Origin of the sequence: Mycoplana ramosa, assembly GCF_041930185.1 — a bacterium.
GTDB lineage: Bacteria > Pseudomonadota > Alphaproteobacteria > Rhizobiales > Rhizobiaceae > Mycoplana > Mycoplana ramosa.
In genome coordinates this window covers 83,444-100,221 of sequence record NZ_JBHEEW010000014.1, presented here as the reverse complement: position 1 = coordinate 100,221, position 16,778 = coordinate 83,444, and the positions used below count along the sequence as shown (strand labels likewise).

16 protein-coding genes and 1 other RNA gene are annotated in these 16,778 nt (G+C 65.1%); 6 read left to right on the top strand and 11 right to left on the bottom strand.

The features are described from left to right. Nucleotides 1-87: 87 nt before the first annotated feature. Nucleotides 88-696 carry a glutathione transferase GstA gene (gene gstA / locus JNC62_RS17495; protein ID WP_374840289.1) on the top strand — a complete coding sequence of 203 codons (609 nt, stop codon included), beginning with the start codon at nucleotides 88-90 and terminating at the stop codon, nucleotides 694-696. Nucleotides 697-741: 45 nt separating this feature from the next. Here the strand turns inward: gstA and truB are convergent, their stop codons facing one another. From truB to rimP, 6 genes are all read right to left on the bottom strand, one after another. After that, the gene (truB, locus tag JNC62_RS17490) at nucleotides 742-1,674 is read right to left on the bottom strand and encodes a tRNA pseudouridine(55) synthase TruB (protein WP_374840288.1); all 933 of its coding nucleotides are present in this window, start codon (nucleotides 1,672-1,674) and stop codon (nucleotides 742-744) included. Between the two features lie 10 nt (nucleotides 1,675-1,684). Then, nucleotides 1,685-2,086 (bottom strand): 30S ribosome-binding factor RbfA, encoded by a 402-nt coding sequence (gene rbfA, locus JNC62_RS17485; RefSeq protein ID WP_374840287.1) that lies wholly within the window; start codon nucleotides 2,084-2,086, stop codon nucleotides 1,685-1,687. Nucleotides 2,087-2,157: 71 nt separating this feature from the next. Next, nucleotides 2,158-4,773 (bottom strand): translation initiation factor IF-2, encoded by a 2,616-nt coding sequence (infB, locus tag JNC62_RS17480; RefSeq protein WP_374840286.1) that lies wholly within the window; start codon nucleotides 4,771-4,773, stop codon nucleotides 2,158-2,160. A 101-nt stretch (nucleotides 4,774-4,874) separates the two neighbouring features. Continuing rightward, the gene (locus JNC62_RS17475) at nucleotides 4,875-5,543 is read right to left on the bottom strand and encodes an RNA-binding protein (protein WP_374840285.1); all 669 of its coding nucleotides are present in this window, start codon (nucleotides 5,541-5,543) and stop codon (nucleotides 4,875-4,877) included. Between the two features lie 35 nt (nucleotides 5,544-5,578). Then, nucleotides 5,579-7,186 carry a transcription termination factor NusA gene (gene nusA, locus JNC62_RS17470; RefSeq protein ID WP_374840284.1) on the bottom strand — a complete coding sequence of 536 codons (1,608 nt, stop codon included), beginning with the start codon at nucleotides 7,184-7,186 and terminating at the stop codon, nucleotides 5,579-5,581. A gap of 130 nt (nucleotides 7,187-7,316) precedes the next feature. Continuing rightward, nucleotides 7,317-7,901: a ribosome maturation factor RimP gene (rimP, locus tag JNC62_RS17465; protein ID WP_374840283.1), complete on the bottom strand. Its 585-nt coding sequence runs from the start codon at nucleotides 7,899-7,901 to the stop codon at nucleotides 7,317-7,319. 340 nt (nucleotides 7,902-8,241) lie between these two features. Here rimP and JNC62_RS17460 point away from each other — a divergent pair, with 340 nt between their 5' ends. From JNC62_RS17460 to JNC62_RS17450, 3 genes are all read left to right on the top strand, one after another. Then, nucleotides 8,242-8,637, top strand: coding sequence for an ArsR/SmtB family transcription factor (locus tag JNC62_RS17460; protein ID WP_374840282.1), 396 nt, complete (start codon nucleotides 8,242-8,244; stop codon nucleotides 8,635-8,637). Beyond that, nucleotides 8,570-9,013: an SRPBCC family protein gene (locus JNC62_RS17455; protein ID WP_374840281.1), complete on the top strand. Its 444-nt coding sequence runs from the start codon at nucleotides 8,570-8,572 to the stop codon at nucleotides 9,011-9,013. Before JNC62_RS17460 ends, JNC62_RS17455 begins: the two co-directional genes overlap by 68 nt. 133 nt (nucleotides 9,014-9,146) lie before the next feature. After that, the gene (locus JNC62_RS17450) at nucleotides 9,147-10,775 is read left to right on the top strand and encodes an MFS transporter (RefSeq protein ID WP_374840280.1); all 1,629 of its coding nucleotides are present in this window, start codon (nucleotides 9,147-9,149) and stop codon (nucleotides 10,773-10,775) included. 7 nt (nucleotides 10,776-10,782) lie between these two features. Here JNC62_RS17450 and JNC62_RS17445 read toward each other — a convergent pair whose 3' ends face one another. The 5 genes from JNC62_RS17445 to ffs form a co-directional block, all read right to left on the bottom strand. Further along, the gene (locus JNC62_RS17445; protein WP_374840279.1) at nucleotides 10,783-12,054 is read right to left on the bottom strand and encodes a lytic murein transglycosylase; all 1,272 of its coding nucleotides are present in this window, start codon (nucleotides 12,052-12,054) and stop codon (nucleotides 10,783-10,785) included. An 11-nt stretch (nucleotides 12,055-12,065) separates the two neighbouring features. Next, entirely contained in the window at nucleotides 12,066-12,671 is a 606-nt protein-coding gene (gene recR / locus JNC62_RS17440) for a recombination mediator RecR (RefSeq protein ID WP_310412267.1), read from the bottom strand. Nucleotides 12,672-12,888: 217 nt separating this feature from the next. Then, nucleotides 12,889-13,212 (bottom strand): YbaB/EbfC family nucleoid-associated protein, encoded by a 324-nt coding sequence (locus JNC62_RS17435; protein WP_374840278.1) that lies wholly within the window; start codon nucleotides 13,210-13,212, stop codon nucleotides 12,889-12,891. A 34-nt stretch (nucleotides 13,213-13,246) separates the two neighbouring features. Then, nucleotides 13,247-15,127, bottom strand: coding sequence for a DNA polymerase III subunit gamma/tau (locus JNC62_RS17430; protein ID WP_374840277.1), 1,881 nt, complete (start codon nucleotides 15,125-15,127; stop codon nucleotides 13,247-13,249). 46 nt (nucleotides 15,128-15,173) lie between these two features. Then, an RNA gene (ffs, locus tag JNC62_RS17425) (signal recognition particle sRNA small type) lies at nucleotides 15,174-15,271 on the bottom strand. Nucleotides 15,272-15,389: 118 nt separating this feature from the next. On the opposite strand from ffs, the gene JNC62_RS17420 reads away from it, so the two are divergent. After that, complete coding sequence (locus JNC62_RS17420; protein ID WP_374840276.1) at nucleotides 15,390-15,800, top strand: HIT domain-containing protein; 411 nt, start codon at nucleotides 15,390-15,392, stop codon at nucleotides 15,798-15,800. Beyond that, nucleotides 15,797-16,771: an NAD(+) diphosphatase gene (gene nudC / locus JNC62_RS17415; RefSeq protein WP_374840275.1), complete on the top strand. Its 975-nt coding sequence runs from the start codon at nucleotides 15,797-15,799 to the stop codon at nucleotides 16,769-16,771. The genes JNC62_RS17420 and nudC overlap by 4 nt, the downstream gene beginning before the upstream one ends. Nucleotides 16,772-16,778 lie beyond the last annotated feature (7 nt).

Sequence of the window (16,778 nt, the reverse complement as noted above, 5' to 3'; positions counted from 1 at the left end):
CCAGCGATCAAATGTCGTGTTTGCAAGTGAGCGCCAGCAGAGTATTTCCGGCGTCGTTGCAGATAACTTTCCAGAAAGGAAATCCACGTGAAGCTCTACTATTCGCCCGGCGCCTGCTCGATGGCCTCCCATGTGATCCTGCACGAGGTTGGAAAGCCTTTCGAGGTCGAAAAGGTCAGCACCAAGACCAAGGTCATGGAAAGCGGCCGGAACTACTGGGCGATCAATCCCAAGGGGGCGGTGCCCGCCCTTGAGCTCGGAGATGGCGAAATCCTCACCGAAGGTCCGGCAATCCTTCAGTACATTGCGGATTCCAATGGCGCGACGGACCTTGCGCCGCCGGCCGGGACGTTGGCCCGCGCGCGCGTAAACGAAATGCTGAGCTTTGTCGGATCGGAGCTGCACAAGGCGTTCAGCCCCCTCTTTCACCCTGGCAAGACGGATGCGGAAAAGGACGCCGCACGCGAAATGGTCGGCAAGAAATTCGCCTGGCTGGAATCGTGCCTGGCGGACGGCCGGGCCTATTTGACGGGCTCGGCCTTCACCGTCGCCGATGCCTATGCGTTCGTCGTAACCAACTGGGCAAACGTCACCGGCATCTCGCTTGCCGCCTGGCCTAATCTCACGGCTTACGTCGAGCGGATTGCGGCACGCCCGTCGGTTCAGGCGACCTTGAAGGCCGAAGGACTGGCCTGATCCGCCACGGCCTGCGCGCGGCCCGGCCGCGCGCATCGTCTTGGTCTAGCTGAACACCCGCTTCGGGCGGAACTCGCCGCCGCCGACCTCGCCGATCGCAACCAGTTTGCCGCGGGCGGTCGCATAGGCCTCGTCGGCGGAAACCGGTGCGTCGCGGCCCCGCAGGATGATCGGATTGCCCATGCGCAACCGATGCGCCTGGTCGTCATTGACGACGATCTGCGGCAGGTTCGACAGCGCCTCGCTGGTATCGATCAGGAATTCGTCCAGCGCGGCAAGCCGCTCGGCCTCGTCCTCGATCGCTTCAAGCGCGGTCAACTCGGCCAGCGGCACCATGTCCTCCTCGCCAAACGGCGCGACATAGGTGCGGCGCAGCTCGGAGATATGCCCGTAGCAGCCCAGATCGCGGCCGAAATCGCGGGCAAGCGCGCGCACATAGGTGCCCTTGCCGCACTCGACCTCAAACCGCGCCGTGTTTGCGTCCGGACAGCCGAGAAGCGTCAGGCGGTGGATCTCTACCTCCCGCGAGGGGATCTCGACGGTTTCGCCATCGCGGGCGATGTCATAAGCGCGCGCACCGTCGATCTTGATCGCCGAGAATTGCGGCGGGACCTGCTGGATGACGCCGGTATAGCGCGGCAGGAGCGCCTTGATGGCCTCTTCGGCAGGGCGCACGCCCGAAGAGTGCGTCACCTCGCCTTCGAGATCGTCCGTCGCGCGCTCCTCGCCCCAGGTCACGGTAAACTCGTAGATCTTGCGGCCGTCCATGACATAGGGGACGGTCTTCGTGGCATCTCCGAGCGCTATCGGCAGCATGCCGGAGGCCAGCGGATCGAGTGTCCCGGCGTGGCCGGCCTTCTGCGCCTTGAACAGCCACTTGATCTTGGAGACGGCTTCGGTCGAGCCGAAGTCGAACGGCTTGTCGAGGATCAGCCAGCCCGAGATCGGGCGGCCCTTGGGTTTACGTGGTTTGGACATTGCTTCTTCGTTATTGTTCGTCGGTGTCGTCGAGATCGCGCGCGACCTCGGGCGAGCGCAGCAGCTCGTCGATCTTCTGGTAGTTGTCGAAGCTCGTATCGTCGCGAAAGCGCACGTCCGGCATGTACTTCATCTGCCTGAGCTGCGGCCCGAGCCTGCCGCGGATGAATTTTGCGTGCCTGTTCAGCGCCTCGATGATGGCCGCATGGTCCGGCACGCCCAGCGGGGTGACATACGCCGTCGCGTGCTTCAGGTCGGGCGACATGCGCACCTCGGATATGGAGATCACCGTCTTCTCGATCAGCGGATCGCGCACTTCGCCGCGCTGCAGGACCTGCGTGATCGCGGCCCGCACCTGTTCGCCGACGCGCAGCATGCGCTGCGAGGGGGCGGAGGAAGTTGCTCTGGTCATTGTCGTTACCTTCAAAAAAATGCGAGCGCCGAAATCTCCGGCGCTCGCATGATAGCTGAGTGGACGAGCCCTTACAGCGTGCGCGTGATGTGCTCCACGCGGAAGCACTCGATCGTGTCGCCGGGGCGGATGTCCTCGTAGTTCTCGAAGGCCATGCCGCACTCCTGACCGGACTGCACTTCCGACACCTCGTCCTTGAAGCGCTTGAGCGTCTTCAGCTTGCCCTCGTGGATGACGACGTTGTCGCGCACCAGGCGGACGCCCGCACCGCGCTCGACCTTGCCTTCGGTGACGCGGCAGCCGGCGACCTTGCCGACCTTGGTGATGTTGAACACCTCCAGGATCTCGGCATTGCCAAGGAAGGTCTCGCGGCGCTCCGGCGACAGCAGGCCCGACATCGCCGCCTTCACGTCATCCATCAGGTCGTAGATGATGTTATAGTAGCGGATCTCGATGCCCTGACGCTCGGCAAGGCTGCGCGCCTGCGCGTTGGCGCGGACGTTGAAGCCGATGATGGCGGCGTTCGACGCTTCGGCGAGCGAAATGTCCGACTCGGTGATGCCGCCCGCGCCCGAATGAACGATACGGGCGCGCACCTCGTCGGTGCCGAGCTTTTCGAGGGAGCCGGCGATGGCTTCGATCGAGCCCTGCACGTCACCCTTGATGACGAGCGGGAACTCCTTCAGGCCGGATGATTGCAATTGGCTCATCATCTGCTCCAGCGAGCCGCGCGAACCCGACTGGCGCGCGACCTGCTTCTCGCGGGCGAGACGCTGGCGGTATTCGGAGATTTCGCGGGCACGGCTTTCGCTCTCGACGACGGCGAACTTGTCGCCGGCGGCCGGCGTCCCAGAAAGGCCGAGAATTTCGACCGGCGTCGAGGGACCGGCAGACTTCACATGCTCGCCCTTGTCGTTGACGAGGGCGCGAACGCGACCCCACTGGTCGCCGGCGACGATGATCTGGCCCGGCGTCAGCGTGCCCTTCTGGACGAGCACGGTTGCGACGGCGCCGCGGCCGCGGTCCAGTTCGGCCTCGACGACCACACCTTCGGCGGTCCGGTTCGGATTGGCCTTGAGATCGAGGATCTCGGCTTGCAGCAGAACCGCCTCGAGGAGCTTGTCCAGATTGGTGCCGTTCTTCGCCGACACCTCGACGTCGAGCACTTCACCGCCCATGGTCTCGACGAAGACCTCGTGCTGCAGGAGTTGCGTGCGCACCTTCTGCGGGTCGGCCGTCGGCTTGTCGATCTTGTTGATCGCCACGATGATCGGCACGCCGGCTGCCTTGGCGTGGTTGATGGACTCGACCGTCTGCGGCATGACGCTATCGTCGGCTGCGACGACGAGGATGGCGATGTCGGTCGCCTGCGCACCGCGGGCGCGCATCGCCGTGAACGCGGCGTGGCCCGGGGTGTCGATGAAGGTGATCTTGTTGCCGTCCTGTTCGACCTGGTAGGCGCCGATGTGCTGGGTGATGCCCCCCGCTTCGCCGGCCACCACGTTCGCATGGCGAATGGCGTCGAGCAGCGAGGTCTTGCCGTGGTCGACGTGTCCCATGATGGTGACGATCGGCGGGCGCGACACCAGTTCCGCCTCGTCGTCGGAAACGTTGAAGATGCCCTCTTCGACGTCCGACTCCGATACGCGCTTGACGGTGTGGCCGAATTCGCCGGCGATGAGTTCGGCCAGGTCGGCGTCGATCAGGTCGCCCGGCTTCATCATCTGGCCTTCCTTCATCAGGTACTTGATGACGTCGACGGCGCGTTCGGACATGCGCTGCGACAGCTCCTGAATCGTGATGGTTTCCGGCAGGACGACTTCGCGCGAGATCTTCTCGCGGGTCTCCTGCATCATGGAGCGCTTGAACTTCTCCTGGCGGCGGCGGATCGCGGCAAGCGAACGGCCGCGCGGCGTGCCGTCCTCGTCGGTCGATACCGCCGTCAACGTCAGCTTGCCCTGGCGGCGACCTTCGTCGCCCTTCGGACGGGCTGGAACCTTGGCCGGCTCGGGACGGGTGACTTTGCCGCGTGCGGGACCGCTTGGACCGCGGGAAACGCGCGCTTCTTCCTCATCCGCCTCGGCCTTGCGACCGCGAGTGACAACAGCAGGGGACGGAGACGCCGGTACCGGCATGGCCGGACGACCAGCCGCCGGACGCGGGGCAGCGGCGGCCGGGGTCGCAGCCGGTTCCACGGCAGCCGGCTCTTCGGCAGCAGCGGCTTCGGCGGCGGCACGGCGCTCGGCCTCTTCCTTCTCGCGCTCGATACGGGCGGCCTCCTCCAAGACCTTGCGGCGCGCCTCTTCCTCGGCGCGGCGGCGTGCGTCTTCAACCTCGCGCACCTGGGCTTCGGCAAGCGCCTTGCGGCGGGCCTCGATCTCTTCCGGCGAAAGCTGGTTCAGCACGACGCCCACGCGCGGGCGCTGCTGTTCCTGGCGCGGCGGCGGAGCCGGCTGGTGGCGAACGGGCTGCTCGGCGACACGCGGCGACGGCGCCGGCGTATGGACAGGCGGGCGCTCGTCCTCCGGCCGCGACGGACGCCGCTTGCGGGTCTCGACCACGACGGCCTTCGTGCGGCCACGGCCCATGTCCTGACGCACGGTACCCTGCTGAACCCCCGAGGGCTTCAGGGTCAGCGTCTTCTTGCCCGCTACGCTGATCGTCTTGTCGTCTTTGTTGTCCGTCATTCCGTTTCCGTTCCGTTAGATCAGGGGCGGATGCGTATCACCAGACCCTGTCGTTCAATTCGTGTCACGCGATAGATGCCGGTTTCGGCCGGTCACCCGCGTCATTGCTGTGGCTGGCGAGCGTCGCCTTGCGCTCGAACCGAGCCATTGCCACGGTACCTTTCGAGCATGATTGCGCGCTTCACTACACCCTCACCCGCCTGCCCTGCAAGCGCCGCGGCATGGATAAAAGCATTCTGGCCCAAAAGCGCCTCCATTTCGACCTCGGTGACGAAGCGGAACGAAGGGACTTCCGTTTCCTCGTCCGCAGCGAACATGTAGGCCCGCCGCGCCTGGTCGATCTTGCGGACGCCATCGGCGGCCGCATCGGCGGCGTGGAACACCGCCAGCGCCGCGCCGGCGCGCACCGCCTTGTCGACGTTCATTCCGCCGGTGATGAACTGTCCGGCCTTGCGAGCCATGTTCATCATGCCCGCAAGCTGGCCCAGAAGGAGGCGTTCAACCTCGGCGCCGAGATCGGCAGAGGCCTTGACGTCCGCCTTGAGCGCGCGGCCGAAGAGCTTTTTGGCCACTGCCTTGTCGATCAGCGCCCGTTCAGCCTTCACCCAGCACCCGCGTCCCGGAAGCTGCCGCTTCAGATCGGCAACCACATTGCCGTCCGGACCGGCGACGAAGCGGATCAGCATGTCGGGATCGCCGCTCTCGCGGGTCACGATGCACATCCGGCCGTTCTCGCCGTCGTCCTTCCTTCTTTTCTCGGGCAACGGCATCTCCAGCTGCTGCTTCCGTCGGGAGGGGACGCCGGTCAGGCGTCCTGCTCCGCACCTTCCACCACCTCAACGGGGGCGTCCTCGCTGGCGAGCTCTTCCTGGGTGATCCAGCCGGCCGCAAGGCGCGCCTGTACGATCATGGCCTCAGCCTCGGCGCGCGAAATCTCGAACTTCGAGAACAGGCCCTCGTACTTCTTGGTTTCCCCGTCCTTGCGCTCCGACCAGCCGACGAGATCGTCGGCGGCGCAGCCGGCAAAGTCCTCGATCGTCTTGATGCCGTCCTCGCCGAGCGCGACCATCATCTGCGAGGTCATGCCGTCGATCTGGCGCAGTTCGTCGGAAACACCGAGTTCCGTGCGCTTGGCGTCGGCCTCGGCCTCGATGCGGTCGAGATATTCACGAGCGCGCGTCTGGATTTCCGTCGCCGTGTCCTCGTCGAAGCCGTCGATGGAAGCGATCTCGTCGAGGTCGACATAGGCAAGCTCGTCGACGGCAGCGAAGCCTTCGGAGGCGAGCACCTGACCGACCATTTCGTCGACGTCGAGGGCATCCATGAACAGGTTGGTGCGTTCGTTGAATTCCTTCTGGCGGCGTTCGGATTCTTCGGCCTCCGTCAGGATATCGATATCCCAGCCGGTCAACTGCGAGGCGAGGCGGACGTTCTGGCCGCGGCGGCCGATCGCCAGCGAGAGCTGCTCGTCGGGAACGACCACTTCGATGCGCTCGGCGTCCTCGTCGAGAACGACCTTGGCGACTTCCGCCGGCTGCAGCGCGTTGACGATGAACGAGGCCGGGTCCTGCGACCATGGAATGATGTCGATCTTTTCGCCCTGGAGCTCGCCGACGACGGCCTGGACGCGCGAGCCGCGCATACCGACGCAGGCGCCGACCGGATCGATCGAGCTGTCGTTCGAGATCACGGCGATCTTGGCGCGCGAGCCGGGATCGCGGGCGACCGACTTGATCTGGATGATGCCGTCGTAGATTTCTGGCACTTCCATCGTGAAGAGCTTGACCATGAACTGCGGATGGGTGCGCGACAGGAAGATCTGCGGGCCGCGCTGCTCGCGGCGCACGTCGTAGACGAAGGCGCGCACGCGGTCGCCATAGCGCATGTTCTCGCGCGGGATCATCTCGTCGCGGCGGATGATGCCTTCGCCACGACCGAGGTCGACGATGACGTTGCCGTATTCGACGCGCTTGACGGTGCCGTTGACGATTTCGCCGACGCGATCCTTGTACTCGTCGTACTGGCGGTCGCGCTCGGCCTCGCGCACCTTCTGCACGATCACCTGCTTGGCCGACTGGGCGGCGATGCGGCCGAAATCCATCGGCGGCAGCGGATCGGCGATGAAGTCGCCGATCTTGGCGTCCGGATTGCGGTCGCGGGCCAGTTCCAGCGGGATCTGCGTAGAGTAGTCCTCGGCGTGCTCGACGACTTCGAGAAGACGCTGGAGGCGGATCTCGCCGGTCTTGGAGTTGATGTCGGCACGGATATTGGATTCCGAGCCGTAGCGCGAGCGTGCCGCCTTCTGGATCGCGTCGGCCATCGCCGCCAGAACGATTTCGCGATCGATGACCTTTTCGCGGGCCACGGCATCCGCGATCTGCAGAAGTTCGAGCCGGTTAGCACTGACTGCCATTGTCTCAAGTCTCCGTTTGCTGCCGGGGCCCTGCCTCCGGCGGTGGGGAGCGGCCTGCCGCCCCCGGGTTCCGTCTTCTCCATCGCGCCCCGCCCGGGGCCACGCCCGGCGGACGCAACGCACTCAAAAACTATTCGTCCGCGTCGTTCTGGTTTGCAGCTTCCGCCTTGGCCAGCTTGTCGGCGCGCAAGGCGTCGCGGATCAGGTCGTCGGTCAGGATCAGCTTCGCCTCCGCCAGCGCCGAAAACGGGATCGTGACGCTCGGCTCTTCGCCGTAGGCCGGCTGATCGCGCTCGATCGTGAACCCCTCGGCATCGGCGGCGACGATCTTGCCTCGGAAGCGCTTGCGGCTGTCGATCAGAATCGACGTCTCGCATTTGACGAGATGCCCAAGCCAGCGGGAAAAGTCCGACTTTCGGACCATCGGGCGATCGATACCCGGCGACGACACTTCCAGATGATACGCCTTGTCGATCGGATCCTCAACGTCGAGCAGCGGCGAGACGGCCATGGAGACGGCTTCGCAATCCTCGACCGTCATGGTCCCGTCGCCGCGCTCGCACATGATCTGCAACGTCAGGCCGTGCTGCGCCGACAGGCGGACCCGCACCAGCCGGTAGCCGAGTTGCTCGATCGTCGGCTCGATGATGTCGGCCACGCGCCGGTCGAGGCCTGTCTCGACGATCAGCCGCGGTTCGTTCTGTTGTTCCGTCATTGTCGCGTCCCTTGCCGCTCGCGTCCCTCCCTCGAGGTCCGCGATCCGGCTCTGAGGCCTCGGGCTGCGCCATCGCCGTTCGACGGGCGAGCAACGCTCCGGAGCATCGTTCATCATGCGCTCGACCGGGCCAATAAAAAAGAGCGGGTCCTCGCGGGCCCACTCCTCATCAAACCGATCAAGAATTTGACGGCTATATACGCTGCCCGGCGGTGAATTGCAAGCTTTCGTCGGATTGCTGGTCGAAAGGCGGGGCGCGCAAGGGTGCTCCTGGCATTTTGTTCACCCATATGGTTGACTAATGCAGCGAAAGAGAATATTCAACCCTATGGGTGAACAAATGGAAGATGAGATCCTGTCACGCATTTTGAAGGCCGCGGGTGACACCACCCGGCGGCGGATTCTCACGCTTCTCGTGCAGGAGGGGCCCCTGAGAGTGACAGGCCTTGCCGCCCATTTCGACATGTCCCTGAACTCGGTGTCGAAGCACATCAAGGTGCTCGAGGAGGCGGGACTGGTCACTCGCCGGACTTTGGGCCGCGAGCATTTCATTGCAGCGGAACTCGATCCATTGAAACATACGCAACGATGGTTCGGGCAACTGAAGTCGATATGGGAACTGCGCCTGTCGGCGCTCGATCAACTGCTCGCTTCCGAGGAGAAGGACCATGAGCCAACTCGAAATGACCAGGGACCTCGAACTGACCGTAAACCGCACGATCGCCGCCCCGCGTGAAAAGGTGTTCAATGCATGGCTGTCGCCGCAAATGCTGGCGAAGTTCATGCGCGGCTGTGATGGAATGGAGGTCCCGAAGGTCCACACCGATCCGGTCAAGGGCGGCCGGTTCTCCATCCTGATGGCGGTCGACGGAAAAGAGATCCCGCACGCCGGAACCTATCTCGAGATCGATCCGTATTCACGCCTCGCCTTCACCTGGGAATCCCCGCATTCGCTCGATGACAGCGTTGTGACGATCGATCTGAGGGCAATAGACGGCGGCGCAACGGAGATCACGCTCCGTCAGGTCAAATTTGCCAGCGAAGACGCACGCAGCGCCCACGAGAGCGGCTGGACCCGCATTCTGGCCGAACTTTCAGCGGCTCTCACCTGATCGCGTGAAGCGAGCCGGGCGGTTCGCCGCCCGGCCGTTCCTTTGGATCTCGACGACGGGTTTTCCTTGCGGCCACGCTCCACGTCGCTATCTTGATCGGCGAGCCAAAATTCATGAGAGGTGAGACTGAACGGTGCCCGATCGCATTTCCCCCCTTGCACCCTTCAGGCACGACACCTTCCGCCGCATCTGGGCGGCAAGCCTCATTTCCAATTTCGGTGGCCTGGTCCAATCGGTGGGCGCCGCCTGGATGATGGCGTCGATTTCCAGTTCGGCGAACATGGTCGCACTGGTGCAGGCCTCGACCGCGCTGCCGATCATGCTGTTTTCGCTCGCATCCGGCGCACTGGCCGACAGCTTCGATCGCCGCCGCATCATGCTCACCGCCCAGGTCTTCATGCTTGCGGTGTCGATCACGCTGACCCTGGTGGCTTGGTACGGGCTGATCACACCCTGGATGCTTCTCGGGTTCACCTTCCTGATCGGCTGCGGCACGGCATTGAACAATCCGGCCTGGCAGGCCTCGGTCGGCGACATGGTGCCGCGCGAGGATCTGCCGGCCGCGGTGGCGTTGAACTCGATGGGATTCAACATCACCCGCAGCGTCGGCCCCGCCGTCGGTGGTGCGATCGTGGCCGCGGCAGGCGCCGCAGGCGCGTTCGCCGCCAATGCGTTCAGCTATTTCGCGCTGATCTTCGCGCTACTGCGCTGGAAGCCGGCGCTGCCGGAGAGCCCGCTGCCCCGCGAGCCGTTCGGCCGGGCGATTTCCGCCGGTTTGCGCTACGTGTCGATGTCTCCGAACATCGGCAAGGTGCTGTTGCGCAGCTTCGCCTTCGGCCTTTCCACCAGCGCCATCCTTGCGCTGCTGCCGCTCGTCGCGCGCGACCTGGTGATGGGCGGCCCGCTGACCTACGGCATCCTGCTCGGCTGCTTCGGCGTCGGCGCCATCGGCGGAGCGCTGGCGAGCGCGCGCATGCGCGAAACGCTCTCCAGCGAGGCGATCGTGCGTATGGCTTTCAGCGGATTTGCGCTCAGCGCCGTCGTCACGGCCTTCAGCAACAATTCCATGGTAACCGGCCCCGCGCTCTTCGTCGCCGGCGCCTGCTGGGTGCTGGCGCTTTCGCTGTTCAACACGACGGTCCAGCTTTCGACGCCGCGCTGGGTGGTCGCGCGGGCGCTGTCCCTCTATCAGACGATGACCTTCGGCGGCATAGCCGGAGGGAGCTGGCTCTGGGGTGTGATCGCCGACGGCCGGGGGGCATCGAACGCGCTGCTCTGGGCGGCCGTCGCAATGGTGGCCGGCGCCGCGCTGGGGTTGCGTTACGGCCTGCCGCAGTTCGAGTCCCTCAACCTCGACCCGCTGAACCGCTTCAGCGAGCCGCAACTGCCGCTCGACCTCAAGCCCCGCAGCGGCCCCATCGTGGTTCTCATCGACTACGAGATTGCGCAAGAGGACGTTTCGGCCTTCCTGACGGCGATGACGGAGCGCCGGCGCATCCGCATCCGCGACGGCGCAGGCCACTGGGCGCTGATGCACGACCTCGAAAATCCGGCGATCTGGACCGAGACCTACCACGTGCCGACCTGGATCGAGTATGTCCGCCACAACCAGCGCCGCACCCAGGCGGATGCGGAGAACGGCGACCGGCTGCGGGCGCTCCATCGCGGCAAGGAACCGCCCCGCGTGCACCGGATGATCGAGCGGCAGACGATTCTGCCGACCGAATACGAGCGCTACAAGCAGCAGGTCGACATGCACTGACGGAAGGTCAGCGCAGCCTGGCCTTCAGGCCGGCATCGGGATAGCAGGTGGGCGTCAGGCCGGATTTCGACTGCCACTCGCCAAGCGACCGGCGTGTCTTGTAGCCGGGTAATCCATCGACCTTGCCGACGTCGTAGCCCTTGGCGACCAGCGCCTTCTGCATGGCCAGCACGTCGGAGCGCATCATCTTGCCGACGTCGCCCCAGCCCTCCTGGAACGGGCCGTTGCCATAGGCGATGCGGTCCGCAAGGTTGCCGATGAAGAGCGCGTAGAGATCGGAGTTGTTGTACTCCTTGATCACATAGAAATTCGGCGTGACGATGAATTCCGGACCGTGCCGGCCGGCCGGCACCAGCATCATGCCGGAAGCCCGGCCCTCCGTCTTCGGAAAACCCTTGCCCGAGATGCGTTCTATGCCGGCGGATGCCCATTCTCCGATGGGCCTTGCAAGGTCTGGTCCCTCCTGCGCACAGGAGACCTGCTCGGGAATGCGCACCTCGTAGCCCCAGCCGCGGCCCGGCTCCCAGCCCTTCTGGCGCAAGTAATTGGCAATCGAGGCGAGGCTGTCGGGCACCGAGTTCCAGATGTCGCGCACGCCGTCGCCGTCGAAGTCGACAGCGTATTTCAGATAGCTGGTCGGCATGAACTGTGGCTGGCCCATGGCGCCGGCCCATGAGCCCTTGAGCTGGTTCGGGGCGCGGTCGCCGCCATCGATGATATGCAGCGCCGCAATCAGTTCGCGGCGGAACATGTCCTTGCGCGTCGACATGAAGGCCTTGGTCGCCAGCACTTCGATCGCCGGATGCGGAATATCGGCGCGCCCGAAGCCGGATTCGCGTCCCCAGATGGCCAGGATGATTTCGCCCGGCACGCCATAGGCTCGCTCGACCTTGCGCAACGTCGCCGCATGGGTCGACGCCAGCGTACGCCCGCTCGCCGCCAGCCCCTGCAAACGCTTTTCGGAGAAATAGGCACCTGGCGAGGAGAACTCGGCCTGGCTCTGCTTCTGCGCCTTCTTCGGCGCGGTGCCGGGCGGCACGAGGTCTGGGAGGTGCCAGTTCAGCTGCACGCCGTCGAAGGCCGCCTTGAAGGCCTTCTGCGAGACGCCGGCCTTTGCGGCTTCGGGCCAAAGATCGGTCTGCAGCCAGGCTTGGAACTGCGTTTCGACATCGGTCTTCGAGACGGCATGGGCCGTCACCGGCGCCAGCAGCACGCAAAGGGCAAGCGCCCCTCGGGCGATGCGCGCAAGGGTTCCTGGCTTGACGTCCGCAGCTCTCATCCGGTTCCCTCTCAAATCGTCGTCCGCGCGCGCAGGGCCGCAGTCAGCGTGCCCTCGTCGAGATAGTCGAGCTCGCCGCCAACCGGCACGCCATGCGCCAGCCGGGTAATCTTCACGTCGAGCCCCTGCAGATGATCGGTGATGTAGTGCGCGGTCGTCTGGCCCTCGACGGTCGCATTCACCGCGATGATCAGTTCGCGAATGCCGCCGGCGGTGACGCGGTCGATCAGGCCGCGGATGTTGAGATCGTCGGGGCCGACGCCGTCGAGCGGCGACAGCGTGCCGCCGAGCACGTGGTAGGCGGCGTTCATCGCGCCGGCCCGCTCCAGCGCCCAAAGGTCGGAGACGTCCTCGACGACGATGATCACCGACCGATCCCGGCGCTCATCGATGCAGACCGTGCAAGGATCGATCGTGTCGACATTGCCGCAGCAGGAACAGATGCGCACCTTGCGATGCGCCTCACCCATCGCCTCGGCGAGCGGCCCGAGCAGTTGGTCCTTCTTCTTGACGAGGTGAAGCGCCGCGCGCCGCGCCGAACGCGGCCCGAGCCCCGGCACCTTGGCGAGCAGCTGGATGAGTTTTTCGATTTCCGGACCGGTGACACGTTTTGCCATGGGCTGCTTCTATCGCAAATCAGTGCGGAACTGAAATCGTGAAAGCTGGTCTTTTTCATGAAAGTTGGCAGCAGTGGACCAAAGGCGCGATGGCGCGGCGCCATTCGGCCTCGCATCGTTCACCGAGGGCGCAGATATCGAGGCTGGTGCTGAAGCGACCGTCAACAGGGCAGCGCGCCTTTGAGGGGCGCGCCTCCAAAGAGGCACGCCAAGAGCCTCAGAACGGCATCTTGAAGCCGGGCGGGATCGGCAGGCCGGCCGTCAGCGCCTTGGTCTTCTCGGCCGCCAGCGCCTCGGCCTTGTCCTTGGCATCCTTGTGGGCGGCAACGATGAGATCCTCGAGAATCTCGACATCGTCCTCCTTGAAAAGGGAAGGGTCGATCTTCAGCCCCTTCATGTTGCCCTTGCCGTCAAGCGTGACCTTGACGAGACCGCCACCGGAGGTGCCGTCGACGGAGAGCGCAGCGATCTCCTCCTGCATCTTCTCCATCTTGGCCTGCATTTCCTTGACCTTGCCCATCATGCCCATGATGTCGCGCATCGGTCGCTCCTTCCGTATTTCCAATTCAAGACCGTCAGAACTCTATGTCGTCACCGGGCAGGATATCGCCCTCGGCGGATTCGGCGGCAGCCGCCACCTCGATCGTCTCGCTTTCGCCCTGCGGCGCCTTGATGCGCACGTCGGTGATCCTGGCGCCCGGGAAGCGTTGCAGGATGGCGGCCACATCCGGGTCCTGGCGGGCATCGGCGACCCGCTCCTCCTGCGCCCTGGCCTCGGCCTCGGCGAGCGTCGGGCCACCGGCTTCGCGGGAGACGATCACCATCCAGCGGATGCCGGTCCATTCTTCCAGGCGCCGCTGCAGGTCTCCGACCAACGCTTTCGGCGCGTCGTCGGCAAGGCCAATTTCCGCACGGCCGGAATCGAATTTCACTGGACGGACGAAGTTGCGAAGCAGCGCCCGCAGGCGGATGTCGCGATTTTTCGTACAAAGCTCGGCGATGTCCTCGAGGGATCGGACCGGGACCTTCGCTGCAGGCGCGGCCTCAATGGGTTCCGGACGCTGTTCGGTCGCCGGCGCCATCTGCTGCACCGGATCACCGGCTGGCACGGCCCGCAGCATGGTCGCCCCCCCGTTGCCGGCACGCATGGCCGGCTGGTCCGGGGGGCGCGCAACAGCAGAAACGAGCGGCTGCGTCGATGCCTGCGGCGCAGCGGTATAGCCGTTACCCGAGGGTGCGCGTTGCCCGTTTCCACCGCCACCTCCGTTCGCGAGCTCGGCAAGACGGCGGGCGGCATCCTCCGGTGACGGCAAGTGGGCGGCGTGGGCGAGGCGGATCAGCACCATCTCGGCAGCGCCGGCCGGCCGGCTCGAGGCTTCCGTCTCCGGAATGCCCTTCAGCAGCATCTGCCAGATGCGCGACAGGGCGCTGACGGCGACGCTCTGGGCCAGTTCCGCACCGCGCACGCGCTCGATCTCGCTCAGCGACTGGTCGTTCGCCGCGTCGGGCACGTATTTCATACGGGTGACCAGGTGGGTGAAATCCGCCAGGTCGGTCAGGACCACCGGCGGGCTGGCGCCCGCCTCGTACTGGGCGGCGAATTCGGCAAGGGCCGCGGCCACGTCGCCGCGCACGATGTGGCTGAACAGGTCGACGATGCGGGCGCGATCGGCAAGGCCGAGCATCGAACGTACGGCCGCTGCCTCCACCACGCCGGCACCATGGGCGATCGCCTGGTCGAGCAGCGACAGCCCGTCGCGGGCCGAGCCCTCGGCGGCACGGGCGATCATGGCGAGCGCATCCGGCTCCGCCTGCACGCCTTCCTTCTCAAGGATGGTTGAAAACAGCCCGACGAGGTCGGTGGCTGCGATGCGGCGCAGGTCGAACCGCTGGCAGCGCGACAGCACCGTAATCGGAACTTTACGGATCTCGGTGGTGGCGAAGATGAACTTCACATGCTCCGGCGGCTCTTCGAGCGTCTTCAGAAGCCCGTTGAAGGCCTGCGTCGAGAGCATGTGCACTTCGTCGATGATGTAGACCTTGTAGCGGGCGGAAACCGGGCGGTAGCGCACCTGCTCGATGATCTCGCGGATGTCGTCGATGCCGGTGTGAGAGGCGGCGTCCATCTCGATCACGTCGACGTGCCGACCCTCCATGATCGCCTGGCAGTGTTCGCCGAGAACCTTCAGGTCAATCGTCGGGCGGTCGATCTCGGCCGTCTTGTAGTTGAGGGCGCGCGCGAGAATGCGCGCCGTCGTCGTCTTGCCGACCCCGCGCACGCCCGTCAGCATGTAGGCCTGCGCAATGCGACCGGTCTCGAAGGCATTGGTGAGCGTGCGGACCATCGGCTCCTGGCCGACCATCAGGTCCGTAAAATCCTTGGGACGATACTTTCGCGCCAGAACCCGGTATGCGGCGGGCTTTTCACCTGACGGAAGTGGAGTGTCTTCGCTCATCGCCCCTGCCGCATCGCTTGAAAATCGCGTCCCGACAGGACGTTAGGTGGGAGGCTGGCACGATGACCCGTGCCGGGGCTCGTTAGGGCTGCTTCCTTCCGGACCTGACCCGGTTGGCGAGTGGCTCGTCCACCACCAACCTCCCGGTTTCCATATCGGCAATAATGCAGCAGAATGCAAGCCGGGACGTCAAAAAACTGTTGGAGCGGACGGCGAACCCGTGTCATGACTCGCAGTGGGGCGGAACGACGGGAGCGGAAAATTGAACGCATTCGAGGCGGACGATCGGCTGGCGCGCGACAGCGAGATGCTGACGAAGATCGGGCTTTGCGAACTGCGCCTGATGAATGACGCGCGCTGGCCCTGGCTCGTGCTGGTGCCGCAGCGGGTGGATGTCTGCGAGATCTTCGAGCTCACCCCGCTCGATCAGACGATGCTGACGTTCGAAATCAATCTCGTCGCCGATGCGCTGAAGCGCGCCACCGGCGCGACCAAGATCAATGTCGGCGCGCTCGGCAATATCGTCAGACAGCTCCACGTTCATATCATCGCCCGCAACGAGGGGGACCCCAATTGGCCCGGTCCCGTCTGGGGCTTTGGCTCGGCAGAGGCCTGGGACGCGGACAACAAGGCTGCCTTCACCGCCAAGCTGCTGGAACACCTGGGCTCATGAGATCATCGATCTTCGACCGAAACATTCCGTTCGCCGAACCCAGCACCATGGTCGCCTTCGCCGAGAACAGCCTGGACCGGCGCTCGGAATACCGGGCTGAGGATTGCGTCGACCGCGCCTTCGAGACCGATGGCGTGCACGCCTTCGCGCTGGCCGGCGGCAAACTGGTCGTCAAGCACGACGAAAAGATCATCGATCCGCTTTTCGCCCCGTACGAGCTTTCGGGGTTGGACCCGATCGTCGAGGAGACGGTCTTGCTGGGCTACCTCAAGAATGGGGAGCCGCGGCTCGCCGTGCCCGTCCGCGCCGACGCCGACGCGCTCCACGAACCGTTGAAGGCGGCCGACGGGCGCACCCTCTATCGCCAGCAGATGCTGGATGACGACCTGCTCGGCCAGTTCGCGCAGGCCTCCAGCCTGCTCACCTGGAACGGCAACAATCGCTTTTGCGGCCGGTGCGGCGCGGCCAGCCGCATGGAGATCGGCGGATACCGCCGCGTCTGCACCGCCTGCGGCCACCAGACCTTTCCGCGCACCGACCCCGTCGCCATCATGCTCGCGATCGATCTCGAACGCGATCGCTGCCTGCTCGGCCGGTCCCACCATTTCCCTGAAGGCATGTACTCGTGCCTGGCCGGCTTCGTCGAGCCCGGCGAGACGATCGAGCACGCGGTGCGCCGGGAGACGCTGGAAGAGTCGGGGATCCGGATCGGGCGGGTGCGCTATCACGCCTCGCAGCCCTGGCCGATGCCGCATTCGCTGATGATCGGATGCTATGCCGAGGCAAAATCCTTCGAGATCTATCGCGACGAGCAGGAACTGGAGGACTGCCGCTGGTTCACGCGGGCCGAAACCGTGGACCTGCTCGCCCGCACCGCAAGCGTCGATCCGGCCACCGGCGCCACGATCTCGCCGCCGAAAGGCGCCATCGCCCACCGCCTGATGCGCGACTGGCTCGACTGGCCGGCCTGATCCGAGG